The organism is Erwinia psychrophila (assembly GCF_039023475.1).
GTDB lineage: Bacteria > Pseudomonadota > Gammaproteobacteria > Enterobacterales > Enterobacteriaceae > Erwinia.
Genome location: NZ_JBCHVB010000007.1, coordinates 1 through 19,993, shown reverse-complemented (window position 1 = coordinate 19,993; position 19,993 = coordinate 1). Strand labels below are relative to the sequence as shown.

Annotated in this window: 20 protein-coding genes and 1 other annotated feature; of the genes, 12 read left to right on the top strand and 8 right to left on the bottom strand. The window is 53.8% G+C overall.

What is annotated here, in order from left to right:
- Positions 1-4: 4 nt before the first annotated feature.
- Positions 5-1,603 carry a glutamate--cysteine ligase gene (gene gshA / locus AAH446_RS15825; protein ID WP_342907645.1) on the top strand — a complete coding sequence of 533 codons (1,599 nt, stop codon included), beginning with the start codon at positions 5-7 and terminating at the stop codon, positions 1,601-1,603.
- Between the two features lie 154 nt (positions 1,604-1,757).
- Positions 1,758-2,273, top strand: coding sequence for an S-ribosylhomocysteine lyase (gene luxS / locus AAH446_RS15820; RefSeq protein ID WP_342907644.1), 516 nt, complete (start codon positions 1,758-1,760; stop codon positions 2,271-2,273).
- A gap of 75 nt (positions 2,274-2,348) precedes the next feature.
- On the opposite strand, the gene AAH446_RS15815 is transcribed toward luxS, so the two are convergent.
- Both AAH446_RS15815 and AAH446_RS15810 read right to left on the bottom strand, forming a co-directional pair.
- Complete coding sequence (locus AAH446_RS15815; RefSeq protein WP_342907643.1) at positions 2,349-3,635, bottom strand: HlyC/CorC family transporter; 1,287 nt, start codon at positions 3,633-3,635, stop codon at positions 2,349-2,351.
- A 25-nt stretch (positions 3,636-3,660) separates the two neighbouring features.
- Positions 3,661-4,452: a cytochrome C assembly family protein gene (locus AAH446_RS15810; RefSeq protein ID WP_342907642.1), complete on the bottom strand. Its 792-nt coding sequence runs from the start codon at positions 4,450-4,452 to the stop codon at positions 3,661-3,663.
- A 163-nt stretch (positions 4,453-4,615) separates the two neighbouring features.
- Between AAH446_RS15810 and ffh the strand changes: the two genes are divergently transcribed.
- The 5 genes from ffh to rplS all read left to right on the top strand — a co-directional run bounded on the left by ffh (position 4,616) and on the right by rplS (position 8,142).
- A complete protein-coding gene (gene ffh, locus AAH446_RS15805) occupies positions 4,616-5,977 on the top strand; it encodes a signal recognition particle protein (protein WP_342907641.1) in 1,362 nt (453 codons plus the stop codon).
- 136 nt (positions 5,978-6,113) lie between these two features.
- Positions 6,114-6,362, top strand: coding sequence for a 30S ribosomal protein S16 (rpsP, locus tag AAH446_RS15800; RefSeq protein WP_024965505.1), 249 nt, complete (start codon positions 6,114-6,116; stop codon positions 6,360-6,362).
- An 18-nt stretch (positions 6,363-6,380) separates the two neighbouring features.
- Positions 6,381-6,929, top strand: coding sequence for a ribosome maturation factor RimM (gene rimM / locus AAH446_RS15795; protein WP_342907640.1), 549 nt, complete (start codon positions 6,381-6,383; stop codon positions 6,927-6,929).
- Between the two features lie 35 nt (positions 6,930-6,964).
- Complete coding sequence (gene trmD / locus AAH446_RS15790; protein ID WP_342907823.1) at positions 6,965-7,747, top strand: tRNA (guanosine(37)-N1)-methyltransferase TrmD; 783 nt, start codon at positions 6,965-6,967, stop codon at positions 7,745-7,747.
- Between the two features lie 32 nt (positions 7,748-7,779).
- On the top strand, positions 7,780-8,142 hold the full coding sequence (rplS, locus tag AAH446_RS15785; RefSeq protein ID WP_342907639.1) for a 50S ribosomal protein L19: 363 nt from the start codon (positions 7,780-7,782) through the stop codon (positions 8,140-8,142).
- 54 nt (positions 8,143-8,196) lie between these two features.
- Here the strand turns inward: rplS and AAH446_RS15780 are convergent, their stop codons facing one another.
- The gene (locus AAH446_RS15780; RefSeq protein WP_342907638.1) at positions 8,197-8,889 is read right to left on the bottom strand and encodes a CTP synthase C-terminal region-related (seleno)protein; all 693 of its coding nucleotides are present in this window, start codon (positions 8,887-8,889) and stop codon (positions 8,197-8,199) included.
- 162 nt (positions 8,890-9,051) lie between these two features.
- Positions 9,052-9,558, bottom strand: coding sequence for a GNAT family N-acetyltransferase (locus AAH446_RS15775; protein WP_342907637.1), 507 nt, complete (start codon positions 9,556-9,558; stop codon positions 9,052-9,054).
- Positions 9,559-10,144: 586 nt separating this feature from the next.
- Between AAH446_RS15775 and AAH446_RS15770 the strand changes: the two genes are divergently transcribed.
- Together AAH446_RS15770 and tyrA are read left to right on the top strand one after the other, a co-directional pair.
- Positions 10,145-11,224, top strand: coding sequence for a 3-deoxy-7-phosphoheptulonate synthase (locus AAH446_RS15770; protein WP_342907636.1), 1,080 nt, complete (start codon positions 10,145-10,147; stop codon positions 11,222-11,224).
- Between the two features lie 2 nt (positions 11,225-11,226).
- Positions 11,227-12,348, top strand: coding sequence for a bifunctional chorismate mutase/prephenate dehydrogenase (gene tyrA / locus AAH446_RS15765; RefSeq protein WP_342907635.1), 1,122 nt, complete (start codon positions 11,227-11,229; stop codon positions 12,346-12,348).
- Positions 12,349-12,589: 241 nt separating this feature from the next.
- Here tyrA and pheA read toward each other — a convergent pair whose 3' ends face one another.
- The 4 genes from pheA to bamD form a co-directional block, all read right to left on the bottom strand.
- The gene (gene pheA, locus AAH446_RS15760; protein ID WP_342907634.1) at positions 12,590-13,750 is read right to left on the bottom strand and encodes a bifunctional chorismate mutase/prephenate dehydratase; all 1,161 of its coding nucleotides are present in this window, start codon (positions 13,748-13,750) and stop codon (positions 12,590-12,592) included.
- 22 nt (positions 13,751-13,772) lie between these two features.
- Positions 13,773-13,897, bottom strand: a sequence feature (Phe leader region).
- Positions 13,849-13,896 carry a hypothetical protein gene (locus tag AAH446_RS15755; protein ID WP_200868308.1) on the bottom strand — a complete coding sequence of 16 codons (48 nt, stop codon included), beginning with the start codon at positions 13,894-13,896 and terminating at the stop codon, positions 13,849-13,851. It overlaps the preceding feature by 48 nt.
- 87 nt (positions 13,898-13,984) lie before the next feature.
- Positions 13,985-14,320 carry a ribosome-associated translation inhibitor RaiA gene (raiA, locus tag AAH446_RS15750; protein ID WP_342907633.1) on the bottom strand — a complete coding sequence of 112 codons (336 nt, stop codon included), beginning with the start codon at positions 14,318-14,320 and terminating at the stop codon, positions 13,985-13,987.
- Between the two features lie 266 nt (positions 14,321-14,586).
- Positions 14,587-15,318: an outer membrane protein assembly factor BamD gene (gene bamD, locus AAH446_RS15745; protein WP_342907632.1), complete on the bottom strand. Its 732-nt coding sequence runs from the start codon at positions 15,316-15,318 to the stop codon at positions 14,587-14,589.
- Between the two features lie 130 nt (positions 15,319-15,448).
- On the opposite strand from bamD, the gene rluD reads away from it, so the two are divergent.
- The 3 genes from rluD to clpB all read left to right on the top strand — a co-directional run bounded on the left by rluD (position 15,449) and on the right by clpB (position 19,853).
- Entirely contained in the window at positions 15,449-16,426 is a 978-nt protein-coding gene (rluD, locus tag AAH446_RS15740; RefSeq protein ID WP_342907631.1) for a 23S rRNA pseudouridine(1911/1915/1917) synthase RluD, read from the top strand.
- On the top strand, positions 16,426-17,154 hold the full coding sequence (yfiH, locus tag AAH446_RS15735) for a purine nucleoside phosphorylase YfiH (protein WP_342907630.1): 729 nt from the start codon (positions 16,426-16,428) through the stop codon (positions 17,152-17,154). Before rluD ends, yfiH begins: the two co-directional genes overlap by 1 nt.
- Positions 17,155-17,279: 125 nt before the next feature.
- Positions 17,280-19,853: an ATP-dependent chaperone ClpB gene (clpB, locus tag AAH446_RS15730; RefSeq protein WP_342907629.1), complete on the top strand. Its 2,574-nt coding sequence runs from the start codon at positions 17,280-17,282 to the stop codon at positions 19,851-19,853.
- The last annotated feature ends 140 nt before the right edge of the window (positions 19,854-19,993 follow it).

Genomic DNA, 19,993 nt, shown 5'->3' with positions numbered 1-19,993 from the left:
CATTATGCTAAACAATAAAAATTTCTCCGAGCGGGAGGTCAATTTGATCCCGGATGTATCACAGGCGCTTTCCTGGCTGGAAGCTCATCCTGACGCACTCAAAGGCATTGGTCGCGGTATTGAACGCGAGACGCTACGCGTCAGACCCGATGGGCACCTGGCCACTACCGGGCACCCCCAATCTCTTGGCTCCGCTTTAACGCATAAGTGGATTACCACTGACTTTGCGGAAACGCTGCTGGAATTTATTACGCCGGTGCATGACGATATCGATCGTCTGCTGGCTTTTCTGCGTGACATTCATCGCCACGTCGCCCGCGACTTAGGCGAGGAGCGCATGTGGCCAATGAGTATGCCGTGCCTGATTGAAGACAGTAGTGAGATAGAACTGGCTCAGTACGGCACTTCCAACATTGGCCGGATGAAAACGCTCTACCGTCAGGGACTGAAAAATCGCTATGGCGCCCTGATGCAGGTAATTTCAGGCGTTCATTACAACTTCTCTCTGCCGATGAGCTTCTGGCAGGCGAGAGCGGGGGTTGTGGATGAGCAGAGCGGTCATGAGGCGATTTCAGACGGTTATCTGCGCCTGATCCGTAACTATTATCGGTTTGGCTGGATCATTCCTTTCCTGTTTGGCGCTTCGCCGGCGATCTGCTCCTCTTTCCTGCAGGGAAAAGAGACGAAGCTGCCTTTTGAGCGTACCGACAAAGGAATGCTTTATCTGCCTTATGCGACCTCGTTACGGCTGAGCGATCTGGGCTATACCAATAAGTCTCAGAGCGGACTGGGCATCACCTTCAATAATCTGCCCGATTATGTGAAAGCGCTGAAGGCGGCGATTAAAACGCCTTCAGAAGAGTATGCGCGGATGGGAACGAAGGATGAGCAGGGCAACTGGCTTCAGCTCAACACTAACGTTCTGCAAATTGAGAATGAGCTGTATGCGCCCATTCGTCCTAAGCGCGTGACGCGCCCCGGCGAAAATCCCTCTGATGCCCTGCTGCGCGGCGGTATTGAATATATTGAAGTGCGCTCGCTGGATATTAACCCATTCTCGCCAACCGGCGTGGATGCCAACCAGGTCCGCTTCCTCGATCTTTTCCTGATCTGGTGCACGCTGGCGGAAGCGCCAGAGATGAGCAGCGATGAGCTGCAGTGCACGCGGGCAAACTGGAACCGGGTGATTCTGGAAGGGCGCAAGCCGGGCCTGATGCTGGGCATTGGCTGCGGCGAAGCGCAAAGCCCGCTGGCGGAAGTTGGCAAAACGCTTTTCAGCGATCTTCGCCGCGTGGCGCAGACGCTGGACAGCCAGCACGGCAATCATCAGTATCAGGAAGTTTGCGATCGTCTGGTCGCCTGTTTTGACGATCCGGAGCTGACCTACTCGGCCCGCATTCTGAAAACGATGAAAGAGAACGGCATCAGCGGAACGGGGCTGGCGCTGGCGGAACAGTATCGCCATCAGCTGGCAGAGGAGCCTCTGGCCATCCTGAGCGAAGATCGCTTTGCAGAGGAAGCTGCGCGTTCGCAGGTTAGCCAGCAGGAAATCGAAGAAAGTGATACGCTTAGCTTTGAGGATTTTCTGAAGAGCCGCAGTTAGCACCAAAGAAAAAGGCCACATCACTGTGGCCAAAATAACATCTCTGTTGTCAGGGATGATGATAACAAAATGCGCGTCTTTCACAGATTAAGACCGGGTACGACAGAGAAAGTTTCAACGTTCTATAAATAATTTCATCAGTTGAGGTAACAATATGCCATTGTTGGATAGCTTTACCGTCGATCATACGATTATGGCGGCACCTGCGGTACGCGTTGCCAAAACCATGACCACACCTCATGGCGATACGCTGACCGTGTTCGACCTGCGCTTCTGCAAGCCGAATAAAGAGGTGATGCCGGAGCGCGGAATCCATACGCTGGAGCACCTCTTCGCCGGGTTTATGCGTAATCACCTGAATGGTGATGGCGTGGAGATCATTGATATCTCCCCGATGGGCTGCCGCACCGGTTTCTATATGAGCCTGATTGGCGCGCCGGATGAGCAGCGTGTGGCAACTGCGTGGAAAGCCGCCATGCAGGACGTACTGAAAGTGACCGACCAGCGTACCATCCCGGAGCTGAACGAGTATCAGTGCGGCACCTATGAAATGCACTCGCTGGACGAGGCGCAGGACATTGCGCGCCACATCATTGAGAATGATATTCGCGTTAACCATAACGACGAACTGGCACTGCCGAAAGAAAAGCTGAAAGAGCTGCATATCTAGTCCGGGCGGGGCGCTGCTGATGCCCCAGGACGTTGCGCGACGCAGGGGCGGAATATTTTCCGCCCCTGTCTGTTTCTAGGATCCTACCGATTCCTTTAACGACTGCTGCGGACGGATTCTGACCTGCTTGATCATGTTCTCCTGCACGTCGAGAATATCTATCGCATAGTTGCCAATCTGCACCGTTGTCTCCGGCAGGGGAATATCTTCCAGCGCTTCCAGCACCATACCGTTAACCGTGCGCGCCTCCTCTTCAGGCAGCGTCCAGTTGAACGCTTTATTCAGTTCACGCACGTTAGCACTACCCTCAATCAGCACTGAGCCATCATTCTGAGGCATCACTTCTTCCGCCAGAGAAGGGGACATGGAAGTGGTAAAGTCACCGACGATCTCTTCGAGAATGTCCTCAATGGTGATCAGCCCTTTAATATCGCCGTACTCGTCAACAACCAGGCCCACTTTCTTTTTGTTGCGCTGGAATTTTATCAGCTGCACGTTAAGCGGTGTGCCTTCAGGCACATAGTAAATTTCGTCCGCCGCGCGGAGCATTACCTCTTTGGTGAACTCTTTCTTCTCGGTCATCAACCGGTAGGCTTCCCGCAAGCGCAGCATGCTGATGGTGTCATCAAGCGAGTCGCGATAGAGCACGATGCGGCCATGAGGAGAGTGGGTCAGCTGACGTACGATCGACTTCCAGTCGTCGTTGATGTTGATGCCGACGATTTCGTTACGCGGCACCATAATATCGTCAACGTTGACCTTTTCCAGATCGAGTACCGACAGCAGCATGTCCTGGTTGCGGCGTGACATCAGCGAGCGGGACTCGTAAACGATAGTGCGCAGCTCCTCCTTGCTCAGCGCAGCGCTCATTGCGCCATCGGCCTGAATCCCCACCATACGCATTAAAAGGCGGGTGATGGTATTCAGCAGCCAGACCAGCGGCATCATCACAATTTGCAGCGGGGCCAATAAGACGCTGCTCGGGAAGGCGACTTTTTCCGGATAGAGCGCGGCGATGGTTTTAGGCAGCACCTCAGCAAAAATCAGCACGACAAAAGTCAGAATACCGGTCGCTATCGCCACACCCGCATCGCCATAGAGGCGCATGCCGACAATTGTCGCCAGCGCCGACGCCAGGATATTGACCAGGTTATTACCAATCAGCACCAGGCTTATCAGCCGGTCAGGACGGCGCAGCAGTTTTTCAACGCGACGGGCGCCGCGATTGCCGTTTTTGGCGAGGTGCCGCAGTTTGTAGCGGTTGAGCGTCATCATGCCGGTTTCCGAGCCTGAGAAGTAGGCGGAAACCACAATCATGATAACCAGCGTAATGATAAGCGTGGTGGTCGAAACTTGTTCCAACGAGGGAATTCCTTAAAGTTTAGGATCAGGTGGTCAGAAAGTGCTGCAGCATCCGGCTACCAAAGTAGGCCATGGTCAGCAAAAAGGCTCCGCCGCAGTTGAACCAGGCGACGCGGCGTCCCCGCCAGCCTTCATGATAGTGACCCCAGAGCAGAACGATATAGACAAACCAGGCAAGAATAGAGAGAACGGCCTTATCAATATTCTCGCGGCTGAATAAGTTATCCATATAAAACAATCCGGTGCAGAGTACCAGCGTCAGAAGGACGACGCCAACCTGCGTAATATGGAACATTTTACGTTCGATGGTCATCAGCGGAGGAATATCCTGACTGAATGCCAGCTTCTTATTCTTAAGAAGATAGTCGATCCACGCCAGTTGTAGCGCATAAAGCGCGGCAATAATCAGCGTAGCATAGGCAAACAGCGCCAGGCCGATATGCACCATCATGCCCGGCGTCGTTTCCAGATGCGTGATAAATGCATTAGGGACGAAGGTCGCGAAGGCGAGATTGATCAGCGCGAAGCTGTAAACAATCGGCAGCAGGATCCAGCCACGGTTGCGGGAGGCGACAAGGGTCATAATGGCGCAAATCAGCAGGCTGACCAGCGAGCCGATATTCAGCAGGCTCAGGTTCTGGCCGTCGTCGAAGGCAAAAATGCGCTGCTGCAGGGCAACAGCGTGACAAACCAGCGCAACGATTGCCGACATAACCGCCAGCCGTCGCCAGCCGCTCTGCTTGCGTAACAGGCTCGGAACGATCAGTGCAAGGCTGCAAGAGTAGGCGAGAAGCGCCAGAATCGAAAAAACGGACATAAGAAGTGTCAGGTACCGACCAGATAAGAAAAAAACCAGTATAGCGCCAGCGGCTTCTGGCTCCAAACGATCTCATCGCTGATGGCTGAGATCGCCACAGCTTCATGTTATAATCCGCGCAATTGTGTCGCCTGGCGACCTCTCATTACGCGAGCGAGAGACGATGTTTGATAATTTAACCGACAGATTGTCGCAAACCCTGCGCAATATCAGCGGCCGTGGACGGCTGACCGAAGACAATATTAAAGATACCCTGCGCGAAGTGCGCATGGCACTGCTTGAAGCGGACGTTGCGCTGCCGGTAGTGCGTGATTTTATCAGCCGCGTTAAAGAGCGGGCGGTAGGACATGATGTTAATAAAAGCCTGACGCCGGGTCAGGAGTTCGTCAAAATAGTGCAGGGCGAACTGGTTACCGCGATGGGGGCAGAGAATAATACCCTCAACCTGGCGGCCCAGCCGCCGGCCGTGGTGTTAATGGCTGGCCTGCAAGGTGCGGGTAAAACCACCAGCGTCGGTAAGCTGGGTAAATTCCTGCGCGAAAAGCACAAGAAAAAAGTGCTGGTCGTCTCGGCTGACGTTTATCGTCCGGCGGCGATCAGGCAGCTGGAGACGCTGGCCGAGCAGGTTGGCGTTGATTTCTGCCCTTCCGATCTCAGCCAGAAACCGGTCGATATCGTCAATAATGCTCTCCAGCAGGCGAAGCTGAAATTCTACGATGTGCTGCTGGTGGATACCGCCGGCCGTTTGCACGTTGACGAAGCGATGATGGACGAGATCAAACAGATTCACGCCGCGATTAATCCGGTAGAAACCCTGTTTGTGGTCGATGCGATGACGGGCCAGGATGCCGCCAACACCGCGAAGGCGTTTAACGAAGCGTTGCCGCTGACCGGCGTGGTCCTGACCAAAGTGGATGGTGATGCGCGCGGCGGCGCGGCGCTGTCGATTCGTCATATCACCGGTAAGCCTATCAAGTTCATGGGTGTCGGTGAGAAGACCGAGGCGCTGGAACCATTTTACCCGGAGCGCATCGCCTCGCGTATTCTGGGTATGGGCGACGTGCTGTCGCTGATTGAGGATATCGAAAGCAAAGTTGACCGTGCGCAGGCTGAAAAGCTGGCCACCAAAATGAAGAAAGGCGACGGCTTCGATCTGAACGACTTCCTCGATCAGCTTAAGCAGATGCGTAATATGGGCGGCATGGCCAGCCTGATGGGTAAGCTGCCCGGCATGGGCCAGCTGCCGGATAACGTGAAGTCGCAGATGGATGACAAAGTGCTGGTGCGGATGGAGGCGATGATCAACTCCATGACGCGCAAAGAGCGCGAAAAGCCGGAAATCATTAAGGGTTCCCGCAAACGCCGTATTGCAACAGGTTCAGGTATGCAGGTGCAGGACGTTAACCGCTTGCTGAAGCAGTTTGACGACATGCAGCGCATGATGAAGAAGATGAAAAAGGGCGGAATGGCGAAGATGATGCGCGGCATGAAAGGTATGATGCCGCCGGGCTTCCCAGGTCGCTAAATCAGCCGGAAAGAGACTCGGGCGAATTAGATTGCTTTTTGCGCCAAAATGAGTAAAATTTTCGGGCTTTTTATATTGCACCCGGGCCCCGTTCCCTCAATGGGGCCCGGTTGTTTTATTCACTAAAGAGGATGTTATGGTAACAATTCGTTTGGCACGTCACGGCGCTAAAAAGCGTCCGTTCTATCAGGTAGTCGTTACTGACAGCCGTAATGCTCGCAACGGTCGCTTCATCGAGCGCGTTGGTTTCTTCAACCCGATCGCATCTGGTCAGGCTGAAGCACTGCGTCTGGATCTGGACCGCATTGAGCACTGGGTTGGCCAGGGCGCGACTGTTTCCGATCGCGTTGGTGCGCTGATCAAAGAAGCTAAGAAAGCAGCTTAATCTGTCACGGTGGTCAACATGAGCAAGCAACTCGCCGCGCAGCCCCCAGCAAACCCATTAATACTGGGTAAGATGGGGTCGGCCTATGGTATCCGTGGTTGGCTCAAAGTGTTTTCCTCCACCGAAGATGCCGAAAGCATTTTTGACTATCAGCCGTGGTTTATCCAGCGGGCGGGTCAATGGCAGCTTATCGAGCTGGAAGGCTGGAAGCGCCACAATCAGGACATGATCATCAAAGTCAAAGGCATTGACGATCGTGATGCTGCAGGTTTACTGACTAATTGCGAAATTGTCGTGGATCCCGGGCAGCTGCCGGAGCTTGAAAGCGGTGACTACTACTGGAAAGACCTTATCGGTTGCCAGGTGGTTACCACTCAGGGCTACGAACTGGGCAAAGTCACAGAGCTGATGGAAACCGGTTCGAACGACGTTCTCGTCGTGAAAGCAAACCTGAAGGATGCATTTGGTGCGAAGGAGCGGCTGATTCCGTTCCTTGATGGACAGGTTATCAAGAATGTCGATCTCACTACCGGCAAGATTGAAGTCGATTGGGATCCTGGTTTTTGAGCTCCGTACGAGACGGTAAAACGCCTGCGCAGTCGATGTGGATTGGCATAATCAGCCTGTTCCCTGAGATGTTTAACGCGATTACCGATTATGGAGTAACCGGCCGGGCAGTAAAAAACGGCCTGCTCAGCATTCAGAGCTGGAGTCCTCGTGACTTTGCTCATGACCGGCACCGTACCGTGGACGAACGTCCTTACGGCGGCGGACCGGGAATGCTGATGATGGTTCAGCCCTTACGGGACGCCATCCACGCAGCGAAAGCAGCGGCGGGAGAGGGCGCAAAGGTGATTTATCTTTCACCTCAGGGGCGCAAACTCGATCAAGATGGAGTTTGCGAGCTGGCAACAAACGAGAAGTTAATTCTGGTTTGCGGTCGCTATGAAGGGATTGATGAGCGCGTAATCAAAACCGAAATCGACGAAGAATGGTCGATTGGCGATTATGTTCTCAGCGGTGGGGAGCTGCCAGCAATGACGCTGATTGACTCAGTCGCCCGGTTTATACCCGGCGTACTGGGAAAGCAGGCGTCGGCCGATGAGGATTCGTTCTCTGATGGCCTGCTGGACTGCCCGCACTATACCCGACCTGAAGTGTTAGAAGGGATGGAAGTGCCGCCAGTATTACTGTCGGGCAACCATGCCGAGATTCGCCGGTGGCGCCTGAAACAGTCGCTGGGCCGTACCTGGCTAAGAAGACCTGAACTTCTGGAAAACCTGGCTCTGACTGAAGAGCAAGCAAAGTTGCTGAAGGAGTTCCAAAAGGACTTCGCCCAGCAACATAACGATGATGGGCATGCTGGCGGAAGCCGCAGCGCCTGAATATCAGTTTACCCAGGATAAGAGATTTAATTATGAGCAACATTATCAAGCAAATCGAAGAAGAGCAGATGAAACAGGACGTACCTTCATTCCGTCCGGGTGATTCCGTGGAAGTGAAAGTATGGGTCGTTGAAGGTTCAAAGAAACGTCTGCAGGCATTCGAGGGCGTGGTTATCGCAATTCGTAACCGCGGTCTGCACTCTGCATTCACTGTTCGTAAAATTTCTAACGGCGAAGGTGTTGAGCGTGTATTCCAGACTCACTCACCTGTTATTGACAGCATTGCTGTGAAACGCCGTGGCGCCGTGCGTAAAGCCAAACTGTACTACCTGCGTGAGCGTACCGGTAAGTCTGCACGTATCAAAGAACGTCTGGGCGCTAAAGCAGCATCCTAAGTTAATAGTGAACAAGGGGCTGACCGGAAGGTCGGCCCTTTTTTTTGCCTGCGGTTAGCGCCGGGCAGCGTTGATTAGCGCCACAACCAGCGGCGAAAGGGCATTGCGCAATGCAGCGCGCTCTGACTGGAATAGCGTGGCGATAAAGAACTTATGCCCGGGCAGCTCCACACCCCGCACGTCCCCTTCCCGATCCCATGCCGTAATGCGCAGTGGGAAATCAGAAAGTGCCTGAACAAAGTCCGGGTTAACGCCAAAATTACAGTGATAGCCTTCGTGCGTTTCCAGCCTGCCATAGGCGCTGGCGATAAGCGAGCCAGGCTCAAGCACGATATCGCCCATCTTTTCGAGCAGCGAGCAGCTGAGCGGTGCTATTACCATACGGCCGCTGGTATCCGTTTCAGCATGAGCAGCATCGCTCCAGCCCATGACGTTACGGGCATACTCAATCAGGGCATACTGAAAGCCGCCACAGGAGCCGAGAAACGGCAGATTATTTTGGCGCGCATAAGTGATAGCCAGCCAGGCACCCCGATCGTTTTTGTAGGGGCTTCCGGGAACCACCCAGATAGCATCGAAATTTTCCAATAAGGCGGGATGGGTCAGGGTATCGGTCGCCACCCATTCAGCAGTCACCGGCAGATTCAGTGAAGCAGCGGCAAGGTCGATAGCGGGAGGAATGGCCTGATGAGCAACAGCTGTGGGGCGATAATCACCCACCAGCGCAATACGGACAGGGGATTTCATAGCGGCATCCTTTGCAGGGAAAGGAAGAGGCTATAGCAAAAATAACATTGCGGCAACAATCTGTTGAGGTGGGACAGCCGCGAAGTTACACCGCAGCAACGGTGCGACAGTGTCAGAAGTATGACGTTTATGCTGTTAAGCACGGGTCGTTAATATTCGCGGTTAAGGTCGGTAAAAATGATAAACCGCCGTATTAACTGGTCCACTATCCAGCACCACCAGACCGTACTGAATCCCCTTGAACTCAGCCCCGCAGCGCATTGCCACACTCCGGCTGGCGATATTATCTTCGACGGCCAGAATTTCCACCGTATCTCTTTCCGGGCTTTGCCAGGCCATTTCAAGAAAATAGCGTACTGCCTGGCTGGCAACCCCCTGACGCTGCTCGCAGGTCGGCACCCAGTAGCCAATGGAGCAGAGATTGCTTTGTTCGCTGGAGTAGCGCAGTCCGGCACCGCCGAGCAGGCGACCATCTCCGGCAAAAATCCCCAGTTCATTTGCGCTGCCTTTCTCCCGCATCAGGTGAGTCACGGCAAACCAGCCACGGGCTTCCTCCTCGCTAAATCCCGCATGGGGCCATGTCAGCCAGGGCAAAAGGGTGTCCAGGGAGTTGTTTACTGCGGCGGCAAAAGCCGGAGCATCTTCTTTTCTGAAAGGGCGAAACTGCATATCCAACGTCACTCTCCTTATCATCCTGTCAGGGCGGTTAAGGTTGTCTCTTTTCTGTATAACCTAAGCCGGAACGTTGATAAAACGCTTTTTAAGAATGGATGGCGAAACCGGACAGCGCTGGCGGCCTCAGTCAGCAGCCAGCCGCTGAGACAGATATCCAGAATCACCAGGCGGCAGATAGCCTGACAGGCGGGGGCAGGATAATCCTGCTCATGGAGAAAAAGGAAAACATGAGAAAGGGCCCTGTCATCCCGGGCTGTGCATAGGCAATGGGCGTGCTGAATAAAGATGCTTATGCACAGGCGTTTATAACAGCGCACAATTCAGTAAACCGGACCAGCATAATAAGAATGAACACTCAGTACTGTAAAGTTATGATTACAATCAGGTTTGCTGTAGCGTGGGGCATTTGGTTTTATATTTCATTATAAATCAATTGATTATATCTTTATTTCTGAGTATTGATGGAGAGTAGTAATATAAAGTGTACATGTTGGCATTGAGTTATGTACCTAATCTGATACATTAACCGTTACTTCTTGAGCAGTGACCGACGCATAGCGAAACAAACAGGATAACGACCATGCAAAAAGACGCGCTGAACAACGTCCATATCGCCGACGAACAGATCTTAATTACCCCGGAAGAGCTGAAAAAACAGTTCCCGCTGACGGAAGCGCTTGAGAGCCAGATCGCCGCTTCCCGCCAGACAATTTCCGATATTATCAGCGGTAAAGATCACCGTCTGCTGGTGGTGTGCGGCCCCTGTTCAATCCATGATACCGAAGCCGCGCTCGATTATGCCCGTCACCTGAAAACGCTCTCTGAGCAGCTGAAGGATCAGCTGTATATCGTTATGCGCGTCTATTTTGAAAAACCTCGCACCACCGTCGGCTGGAAGGGATTAATCAACGATCCCTACATGGACAACTCTTTCGATATGGAAGCCGGGCTGCATATTGCGCGTCGTCTGCTGCTCGATCTGGCCGGGATGGGATTGCCGCTGGCTACGGAAGCGCTGGATCCTAACAGTCCGCAATATCTCGGCGATCTGTTCAGCTGGTCCGCCATTGGTGCCCGCACTACCGAATCGCAGACCCACCGCGAAATGGCCTCCGGCCTCTCCATGCCGGTCGGCTTTAAAAACGGCACGGATGGCAGCCTGGGCACGGCGATTAACGCCATGCGCGCGGCAGCGATGCCGCACCGCTTCGTAGGGATCAACCAGAGCGGCCAGGTCTGCCTGCTGCAAACGCAGGGTAACCCGGATGGCCACGTCATTCTGCGCGGCGGGAAAAAACCTAACTACGGCCCGGAAGACGTCGCGCAGTGTGAAAAAGAGATGCAACAGGCAGGACTCCGCCCCTCCCTGATGATAGATTGCAGTCATGGCAATTCGAACAAGGACTTCCGTCGTCAGTCTGGCGTGGCCGAATCGGCCGTTGCGCAGATTAAAGACGGTAACCGCTCCATTATTGGGCTGATGCTGGAAAGCCATCTTCATGAAGGCAATCAGTCTTCCGAGCAGCCCCGCAGTGAAATGCGCTACGGCGTCTCCGTGACCGATGCCTGCATTAACTGGGAAACGACGGAAGAACTGCTGCGTGAAATGCATCGGGATTTAGACGGCGTGCTGACGGCGCGTCTGTCACAAGAGGATTAATTATGGTCGCTGAACTGACGGCGCTACGCGATAAAATTGATGAGGTAGATAAAGCGCTGCTCGATCTGCTGGCTAAGCGACTGGATCTGGTTGCTGAAGTGGGTGAAGTAAAAAGCCGGTATGGCCTGCCTATTTATGTGCCGGAACGCGAAACCTCAATGCTGGCCTCAAGGCGTCAGGAGGCTGAGCGGCTCGGCGTGCCGCCGGATCTGATAGAGGACATCCTGCGCCGCGTGATGCGTGAGTCCTATTCGAGTGAGAATGACAAAGGCTTTAAAACGCTCTGTCCGACGCTGCGTCCGGTGGTGATCGTTGGCGGTAAAGGGCAGATGGGCCGCCTGTTTGAAAAAATGCTCACGCTCTCAGGCTATCAGGTCAGAATCCTCGACAAGGAGGAGTGGCCACAGTCTGAAAGCCTGTTATCAGATGCCGGTATGGTGATTATCAGTGTGCCTATTCATCTGACCGAAGAGGTGATTGCTGAACTGCCGTCGCTGCCGGAAGACTGCATTCTGGTAGATTTATCCTCGGTGAAAAACAGCCCGCTGCAGGCGATGCTGGCCGCGCACAGCGGGCCGGTGCTGGGCCTCCATCCAATGTTTGGCCCGGACAGCGGCAGCCTGGCGAAGCAGGTGGTCGTCTGGTGTGACGGGCGGCAGCCGGAAGCCTATCAGTGGTTCCTTGAACAGATTCAGGTATGGGGTGCGCGTCTGCACCGCACCAGCGCGGTTGAGCACGACCAGAATATGGCCTTTATCCAGGCGCTGCGCCACTTTGCCACCTTCGCCTATGGGTTGCATCTGGCAGAGGAGAACGTGCAGCTGGACCAGCTGCTGGCGCTTTCATCGCCTATTTACCGGCTGGAACTCGCCATGGTCGGTCGCCTGTTTGCTCAGGATCCACAGTTATATGCAGACATTATTATGTCTTCAGAAAGTAATGTGGCGCTGATTAAGCGCTATTACCAGCGCTTCGGTGAGGCAATCAAACTGCTTGAGCAGGGAGATAAACAGGCCTTTATCGACAGCTTCCGCAAAGTGGAGCACTGGTTTGGTGACTACGCCCAGCGCTTTATGCTGGAAAGCCGTACGCTGCTGCGCCAGGCGAACGATAATCGCCAGTAACAGAGCATCTGAAAGGCCGGCAACGGCCTTTCTTAGTGGCTGAACCCCTCTTCCTGAAGGATCTCCTGCGCCCTTGCTGAAAGTAAAAACGCCGCCAGCGGCTGCGCCAGAATAGGGAACCGTTCTGCGAAAGTGGTCATCAATGATGGCCAGACCAGCCTGAGGCTTCCGGCAGAGGGGAAGGAAACAGAGGAAAGGGCAGGAAACAGCCATCCGCTAAGATGGCTGGCGTGGTGATGAATTACTCAGGCATAACCGGCACGATATTTTCGCTTGGGTAGCAGCCGAGCACCTTCAGCGAGCGGGTGATAGGCGTCAGTTCGCGCAGCGCCTGCTGCACCTCTTCCGAGCGAAGGTTGCCCTGAAAATCGATGTAAAACATCTCTTCCCATGGATTGCCGTTAATAGGGCGCGATTCCAGCTTGCTCATCACCAGATTGTGCTGACGCAGTACTAACAGCGCTTCTACCAGCGCACCAGCCTGCTGTCCGGTGGCCATAATCAGGGTGGTTTTGGCCGGGACCTGCAGCGACACCTCAACCGGTTTACGGGCCAGAATAATAAAGCGGGTGATATTCTGCTGCTGATTCGCCAGGTTACGCTCCAGCACCTGAAGACCGTAAAGTTCACCGCCTGCCTCGCTGCCGAGCGCCGCCGCTTTCGGTGAATTAAGGGCCGCGACCTTCTCCATCGCTGCTGCGGTGCTTTCGGTATACTCAATTTTCCAGTGTGGGAAGCGGTTAATAAACTGGCTGCACTGCTGGAAAGGCTGAGGATGGCTGTAGACCGTTTCGACCTGCTGCAGATCGGTACTTCCCGTTACCAGTACACAGTGATCGATCGGAATGGTCATCTCGCCTACAACCGACAGGCTGGTTTGCTGAAGGAGATCGTAAACGTCGTTGATGGAGCCCGAGCTGGTATTCTCAATCGGCAGCACGGCATAATCGGCCTGGCCGGTTTCCACCTGATTAAAAATTTCCTGAAATTTCAGGCAGCCGCTTTCAATAAAGGTATCGAAGTGGCGGGCGGCATAATGTCGTGCAGCGAGGTGAGAGTAGGAGCCTTTTGGCCCCAGAAAGGCAACGCGGGCCGACTGTGCACTGGTTTGATTAAGATGTTTTTGCAGCAGCGCCTGCTGAGTCAGCACGGAGTCTTCAATAATCAGCTGAAAAAGGCGGGTGATGTAATGGGCATCCAGCTTGTGATTTTTCCCAAGCGTGATGAGATGTTCAAGCAAATCGCGCTCGCGATCGATGTCGCGGACGGGGCGGTGCGTTGCCATTTTTGCCGTGGCAACTTCTATCGCCAGCGCCCTGCGCTGCGCCAGCAGGCCCAGCAGTTCTTCGTCCAGAGCACTGATTTTGTGGCGCAGGCTCAGCAGTGGATTTTCAGCGGTCATAGTTCTACCTGTCAGATGTCCATAAAAAAAAGCCTCCCGCTGGGGAGGCTTTATTGTTCGTCTTCGCATTTATTCTTTCACGACGAATGGCCTCCCGTTCAGGGGAAGGTAAAAAAGAATGCGAAGAAGAACAGCCGTTTTTTCATGATGATGTCCGTAACCGGGAAGAGGTTAAAGTAACCGCTAATTTCTTTCTGTCAATAAAAAACGCGCCCTGAGGCGCGTTCATATCGGTCATAGCTCTTCATCGACAATGCTGAAGTCTTTGACGCTGGCGTTAGCGCGGCGGGCTTCGCCCTTGTGCTGAACCTTGTTCAGCTGGCGCTCAAGCTTGTTAATCAGTTCGTTTATGGCCGCATACATATCATCGTGTTTCGCGCTGGCAATCAGAGGGCCATTGGGCGTGTTGATAGTCGCATCGGCAACGAATTCTTTCGGTTCTCTGGAGAGAACAATATGAGGATTAATCAGATGGGTTTGCCACTTTTCCAGTTTGGCGAGACGGTCTTCGACATGTTGGCGGATAGCCGGGGTGATCTCCATGTGCTTACTGGTAATGTTGATAACCATAGTATTTACCTCTAGTCATTTCCGTCGAGTGTAAGTTCAGCATACCCTGAAAAGGGGGGGATTGCGTGATTCAGGTCATGTTTTTTTGTCACTTTTTGTCAGGTTTGAAAATTCTGTGAGGCAGCCTGATAATCCGGCATTCAGGGGTTGAGAAGTTGTTCTGAGCCGGGCAGGATTGATAAGTTAACGCAGTAACAGATACTGGTAGAAAGCGATGCAAAAAAAATGGCAGCCCTTTTAAGGCTGCCATTTTTTGTTTCTGACGCTTAAGCCTGATTGGTCGCGATGATCTTCGCGACTTTATCGGCCTGCGCATTCAGCTGTAGCTTACGGTAGGCGTTTTCCATCAGCGGCAGCGCCGTGCGGGTCGCCTGCGTATCCGGGTAGTCTTTCATCATTTGCTCAACGCGGTTAACTACTGCGACATAAGCTTCGCGCTTAGTGTAGAATTGCGCCACGGCGAGTTCATATTTCGCCAGACGATCTTTCAGGTACACCAGACGCTTTCTGGCATCGGTGGCATACTGGCTGTTCGGGTAACCGCGCAGTAGCTGAGAGAAGTCGTGGAAGGCATCGCGCGCATGTGTCGGATCGCGATCGGAACGATCGATGCCGAAGAAGCCCTGCAGCGCGCTGTCATCCAGTGCCATATCCGTCAGACCACGCATATAAATGACGTAATCAATGTTCGGATGGGTGGGATTCAGACGCATAAAACGGTCGATGGCAGCCTGCGCCAGCGGCAAATCGGCATTTTTATAGTAAGCGTAGATCAGGTCCAGCTGAACTTGCTGGGAGTAAGGCCCGAACGGGTAGCGATTATCAAGCGCTTCCAGTTGCGTTATCGCTCCTTTAAAGTTACCGTCCTGCAGTTTTTGCTGGGCTGTGGCATAGATCTCAGAAGGCGGGCTATCGGGCACCGTATCCTTCGAGCCGGAACAACCCGCTAATGCCAGGCTCAACGTGGCTGCAGCCACCAGATATTTCATACGCGTCATGACGATTTGATTATCCTCAGAGTGTTATTCAGGAAGCTGTCCATGTAGCCCCCGATAGTGACCAGGTACAATAGCACATTATATTAAACGGCATCGCCGTGAAAACCCAACGTTAACGAAGAAGCTGTTTATGGCACAACAAGTAAAACTCAACGCAACGGTCTCCGAATCGCAACTCGGACAACGCTTAGATCAGGCTTTGGCCGAATTGTTCCCTGATTATTCCCGATCTCGTATAAAAGAGTGGATTCTCGACCGTCGCGCCAGCGTAAATGGCGTAATCATCGACAAACCCAAAGAAAAAGTCCTCGGCGGCGAACAAATCGCTATCGACGCGGAAATTGAAGAGGAAGCGCGCTGGGAAGCGCAGGATATTCCTCTGACGATTGTTTATGAGGATGACGATATCCTGGTGATCAATAAACCGCGCGACCTGGTTGTGCATCCCGGTGCTGGCAACCCTGATGGCACGGTGCTGAATGCCCTACTGCATTATTTCCCTGCTATCGCTGATGTGCCCCGGGCGGGAATTGTACACCGCCTGGATAAAGACACCACTGGTCTGATGGTGGTCGCCAAAACCGTTCCCGCCCAGACTCACCTGGTGGAATCCCTGCAACTGCGGGAAATCACGCGTGAATATGAAGCTGTCGCCATTGGCCGGATGACGGCGGGCGGAACGGTAGATGAACCTATTAGTCGTCACTCGACTAAGCGTACCCATATGGCCGTCCACCCTATGGGGAAACCTGCAACCACGCACTACCGGATCATGGAGCATTTTCGCGCCCACACCCGCCTGCGTTTGCGTCTTGAAACCGGTCGTACCCACCAGATCCGTGTGCATATGTCCCACATTGCTCATCCGCTGGTGGGCGACCAGCTTTATGGCGGTCGGCCGCGTCCACCTAAAGGGGCTTCTGAAGCCTTCATTGGCACACTGCGTAAATTTGATCGCCAGGCTCTTCATGCCACCATGCTTCGTCTCTACCATCCGATCACCGGCATAGAGATGGAGTGGCATGCGCCTTTACCACAGGACATGGTTGATTTGATCAACGCCCTGAAGGTGGATACGGAAGAGTTTAAAGAGCAGATGGACTGGTAATGAGTCTTATTACGCCGCAGTGGGCTGCTCCGGCTGGCGTCAAGGCCTGCTCCACAACGCGCCGGGGAGGCTTCAGCCGGGCGCCCTGGGATTCGCTGAATCTCGGGACGCATGTCGGAGATTCTCCGGAAAGCGTGCAGGCGAATCGCGACCATCTGGTTGCGCTGGCCGGCATGCCTTCTCCGCCTTGCTGGCTGGATCAGGTTCATGGTACCGAGGTGCTTCATCTGACCGGTAAAACGCCACTCTCTTTGCGGGCTGATGCGGCCTACACGCGCCAGCGGGGTAAGGTCTGCGCGGTGATGACCGCTGACTGTTTGCCGGTGCTGTTTGCTTCGCTTGATGGTCAGGAAGTGGCGGCGGCCCATGCCGGATGGCGTGGACTGTGCGCAGGCGTTCTTGAAGCGACGCTTGAAGCTTTCATCGTCCCGCCAGAAGAGATTCTGGTCTGGCTGGGGCCCGCTATAGGACCCGCTGCTTTTGAAGTGGGTCCCGAAGTCAGAGAGGCCTTTTTGGCGGTGGACCAGCATGATTGCAATGCTTTTCGACCGGCAGGAGAAAAATATTTTGCCGATATCTGGCAGCTGGCCCAGCGGCGCCTGAGGCAAAAAGGCGTACGCCACATCACGGGCGGCGGGCTATGTACCTTTTCTGAACCAGAACAATTCTTCTCTTACCGGCGCGAACCTGCAACGGGACGTATGGCAAGTTTGATCTGGCTGATATAACCTAGCGGCATAAGACGATCCAGGTTGATGTATATTTCACCAAATATTTTGGGTCATTAAACTTGAAAATTTGAGGTATGACCTCATTTAATCTCCAGTAGCAATTTGACCTGAAAGGGGGAATTATGCGTCTGGATCGTCTTACTAACAAATTCCAGCTTGCTCTCGCCGATGCCCAGTCTTCCGCACTGGGACGCGACAATCAATTTATCGAACCTCTGCATCTGATGAGCGCCTTGCTCAATCAGGAAGGCGGTTCCGTGCGTCCTTTACTGACCACCGCCGGTGTGGATGTTGCCACTTTGCGTAATGGCGTGGAGCAGGCGATCGGCCGCTTGCCGCAGGTGGAGGGCACCGACGGCGACGTTCAGCCTTCTGCCGATCTCGTGCGGGTACTGAATCTGTGCGACAAACTGGCGCAGAAGCGCGCCGATAATTTCATTTCATCTGAACTCTTTGTCCTCGCCGCGCTCGACTCTCGCGGTTCGCTGGCGGACTTACTAAAGTCTGCTGGCGCGACCAGTGAAAAGCTGACGAAGGCGATTGACCAGATGCGTGGAGGAGAAACCGTGAACGATCAAGGGGCGGAAGATCAGCGCCAGGCTTTAAAGAAATACACCATTGATCTGACTGAACGCGCCGAACAGGGAAAACTCGATCCAGTGATTGGCCGTGATGAAGAGATCCGCCGCACTATTCAGGTGCTGCAACGCCGGACGAAAAACAACCCTGTTCTGATTGGTGAGCCAGGGGTGGGTAAAACCGCGATTGTTGAAGGACTCGCACAGCGTATTATTAATGGCGAAGTGCCGGAAGGGCTGAAAGGGCGTCGGGTACTGGCGCTGGATATGGGTTCTCTGGTGGCAGGCGCGAAATATCGCGGCGAGTTTGAAGAGCGGTTGAAAGGAGTGCTTAACGATCTTTCCAAACAGGAAGGCAATGTCATTCTGTTTATTGACGAATTGCACACCATGGTCGGGGCAGGTAAAGCCGATGGCGCAATGGACGCCGGTAATATGCTCAAACCTGCGCTGGCACGCGGTGAGTTGCACTGCGTAGGGGCCACTACCCTGGATGAGTATCGTCAGTATATTGAAAAAGATGCCGCACTTGAGCGCCGTTTCCAGAAAGTCTATGTGGCTGAACCGAGCGTGGAAGATACTATTGCCATCCTCCGTGGCCTGAAGGAACGTTACGAGCTGCATCACCATGTGCAGATCACCGATCCGGCTATTGTCGCAGCGGCAACGTTATCGCATCGTTATATCGCCGATCGCCAGCTGCCGGACAAAGCGATTGACCTGATTGACGAGGCGGCATCCAGCATTCGTATGCAGATCGACTCCAAACCCGAATCGCTCGACCGCCTCGAGCGCCGGATCATCCAGCTGAAGCTGGAACAGCAGGCGCTGAAAAAAGAGGCTGATGATGCCAGTATCAAACGTCTCGACATGCTGGAAGAGGAGCTGGGGCAGAAAGAGCGTGAATACTCTGAGCTGGAAGAGGAGTGGAAGGCAGAAAAAGCCTCGCTCTCCGGCACCCAGACGGTGAAAGCTGAGCTGGAACAGGCGAAGCTGGCGATGGAGCAGGCACGCCGTTCAGGCGACCTGGCCCAGATGTCTGAACTGCAGTACGGGAAAATTCCAGCGCTGGAAAAACAGCTCGCCCTGGCCACGCAGTCGGAAGGAAAAACCATGCGGCTGCTGCGTAACCGGGTAACCGATGTTGAAATCGCCGATGTGCTGGCCCGCTGGACAGGTATTCCTGTCGACCGCATGATGGAAGGTGAACGTGACAAGCTGCTGCGGATGGAACAGGAGCTGCATCAGCGCGTGATTGGCCAGGATGAATCGGTAGAAGCCGTATCGAATGCGATTCGCCGCAGCCGCGCCGGTCTGGCCGATCCAAACAGACCTATCGGGTCGTTTTTGTTCCTGGGGCCAACAGGGGTTGGTAAGACCGAACTCTGTAAAGCGCTCGCGAACTTTATGTTCGACAGTGACGATGCGATGGTCCGGCTTGATATGTCCGAATTCATGGAGAAACATTCGGTATCACGTCTCGTCGGCGCGCCTCCCGGCTATGTCGGTTATGAAGAAGGCGGTTATCTGACGGAGGCTGTCCGTCGTCGTCCTTATTCTGTGATATTGCTGGATGAGATTGAGAAGGCGCATCCGGACGTATTCAATATCCTGTTGCAGGTGCTGGACGATGGTCGCCTGACTGATGGACAGGGTCGAACCGTGGATTTCCGCAATACGGTAATCATTATGACGTCGAACCTTGGCTCGGATCTGATTCAGGAGCGTTTTGGTGTCCTCAGCTATGCGGAAATGAAAGAAGTGGTGATGACCGTGGTGGGACAGCATTTCCGCCCTGAGTTCATTAATCGTATTGATGAGCTGGTGGTCTTCCATCCGCTGGGTGAACAGCACATTGCTTCAATTGCTAAAATCCAGCTGCAGCGGCTTTACGACCGCCTGGAAGATCGCGGTTACCAGCTGCACATTTCGGAAGCCGCTTTACAGCTGCTTGGTCAGAACGGCTATGATCCGGTATATGGCGCAAGGCCGTTGAAACGGGCAATCCAGCAGCAGATTGAAAACCCGCTGGCGCAGCAAATCCTCTCTGGCGCGCTTGTGCCGGGTAAAACGATAGAAATGGACGTGAAGGATGGCGTCATTACCGCGCATCAGTAAGCCGGCGTTATAAAAAAATGGGCCTTCGGGCCCATTTTTGTTTATAAACCAGGCAAAAAATAGCGTTTTTAGCCCATTTGGTTTGAAAAGTGAGCGGTTGGTAAGTTTTTTATGATTAAGCCTTGTCAGCTGCCGATAAC

Coding starts and splice junctions, on each gene's coding strand:
- gshA (WP_342907645.1), top strand. CDS start 5: ATGCTAAACAATAAAAATTTCTCCGAGCGGGAGGTCAATTTGATCCCG.
- luxS (WP_342907644.1), top strand. CDS start 1,758: ATGCCATTGTTGGATAGCTTTACCGTCGATCATACGATTATGGCGGCA.
- AAH446_RS15810 (WP_342907642.1), bottom strand. CDS start 4,452: ATGTCCGTTTTTTCGATTCTGGCGCTTCTCGCCTACTCTTGCAGCCTT.
- ffh (WP_342907641.1), top strand. CDS start 4,616: ATGTTTGATAATTTAACCGACAGATTGTCGCAAACCCTGCGCAATATC.
- rpsP (WP_024965505.1), top strand. CDS start 6,114: ATGGTAACAATTCGTTTGGCACGTCACGGCGCTAAAAAGCGTCCGTTC.
- rimM (WP_342907640.1), top strand. CDS start 6,381: ATGAGCAAGCAACTCGCCGCGCAGCCCCCAGCAAACCCATTAATACTG.
- trmD (WP_342907823.1), top strand. CDS start 6,965: ATGTGGATTGGCATAATCAGCCTGTTCCCTGAGATGTTTAACGCGATT.
- rplS (WP_342907639.1), top strand. CDS start 7,780: ATGAGCAACATTATCAAGCAAATCGAAGAAGAGCAGATGAAACAGGAC.
- AAH446_RS15780 (WP_342907638.1), bottom strand. CDS start 8,889: ATGAAATCCCCTGTCCGTATTGCGCTGGTGGGTGATTATCGCCCCACA.
- AAH446_RS15775 (WP_342907637.1), bottom strand. CDS start 9,558: ATGCAGTTTCGCCCTTTCAGAAAAGAAGATGCTCCGGCTTTTGCCGCC.
- AAH446_RS15770 (WP_342907636.1), top strand. CDS start 10,145: ATGCAAAAAGACGCGCTGAACAACGTCCATATCGCCGACGAACAGATC.
- tyrA (WP_342907635.1), top strand. CDS start 11,227: ATGGTCGCTGAACTGACGGCGCTACGCGATAAAATTGATGAGGTAGAT.
- pheA (WP_342907634.1), bottom strand. CDS start 13,750: ATGACCGCTGAAAATCCACTGCTGAGCCTGCGCCACAAAATCAGTGCT.
- raiA (WP_342907633.1), bottom strand. CDS start 14,320: ATGGTTATCAACATTACCAGTAAGCACATGGAGATCACCCCGGCTATC.
- bamD (WP_342907632.1), bottom strand. CDS start 15,318: ATGACGCGTATGAAATATCTGGTGGCTGCAGCCACGTTGAGCCTGGCA.
- rluD (WP_342907631.1), top strand. CDS start 15,449: ATGGCACAACAAGTAAAACTCAACGCAACGGTCTCCGAATCGCAACTC.
- yfiH (WP_342907630.1), top strand. CDS start 16,426: ATGAGTCTTATTACGCCGCAGTGGGCTGCTCCGGCTGGCGTCAAGGCC.
- clpB (WP_342907629.1), top strand. CDS start 17,280: ATGCGTCTGGATCGTCTTACTAACAAATTCCAGCTTGCTCTCGCCGAT.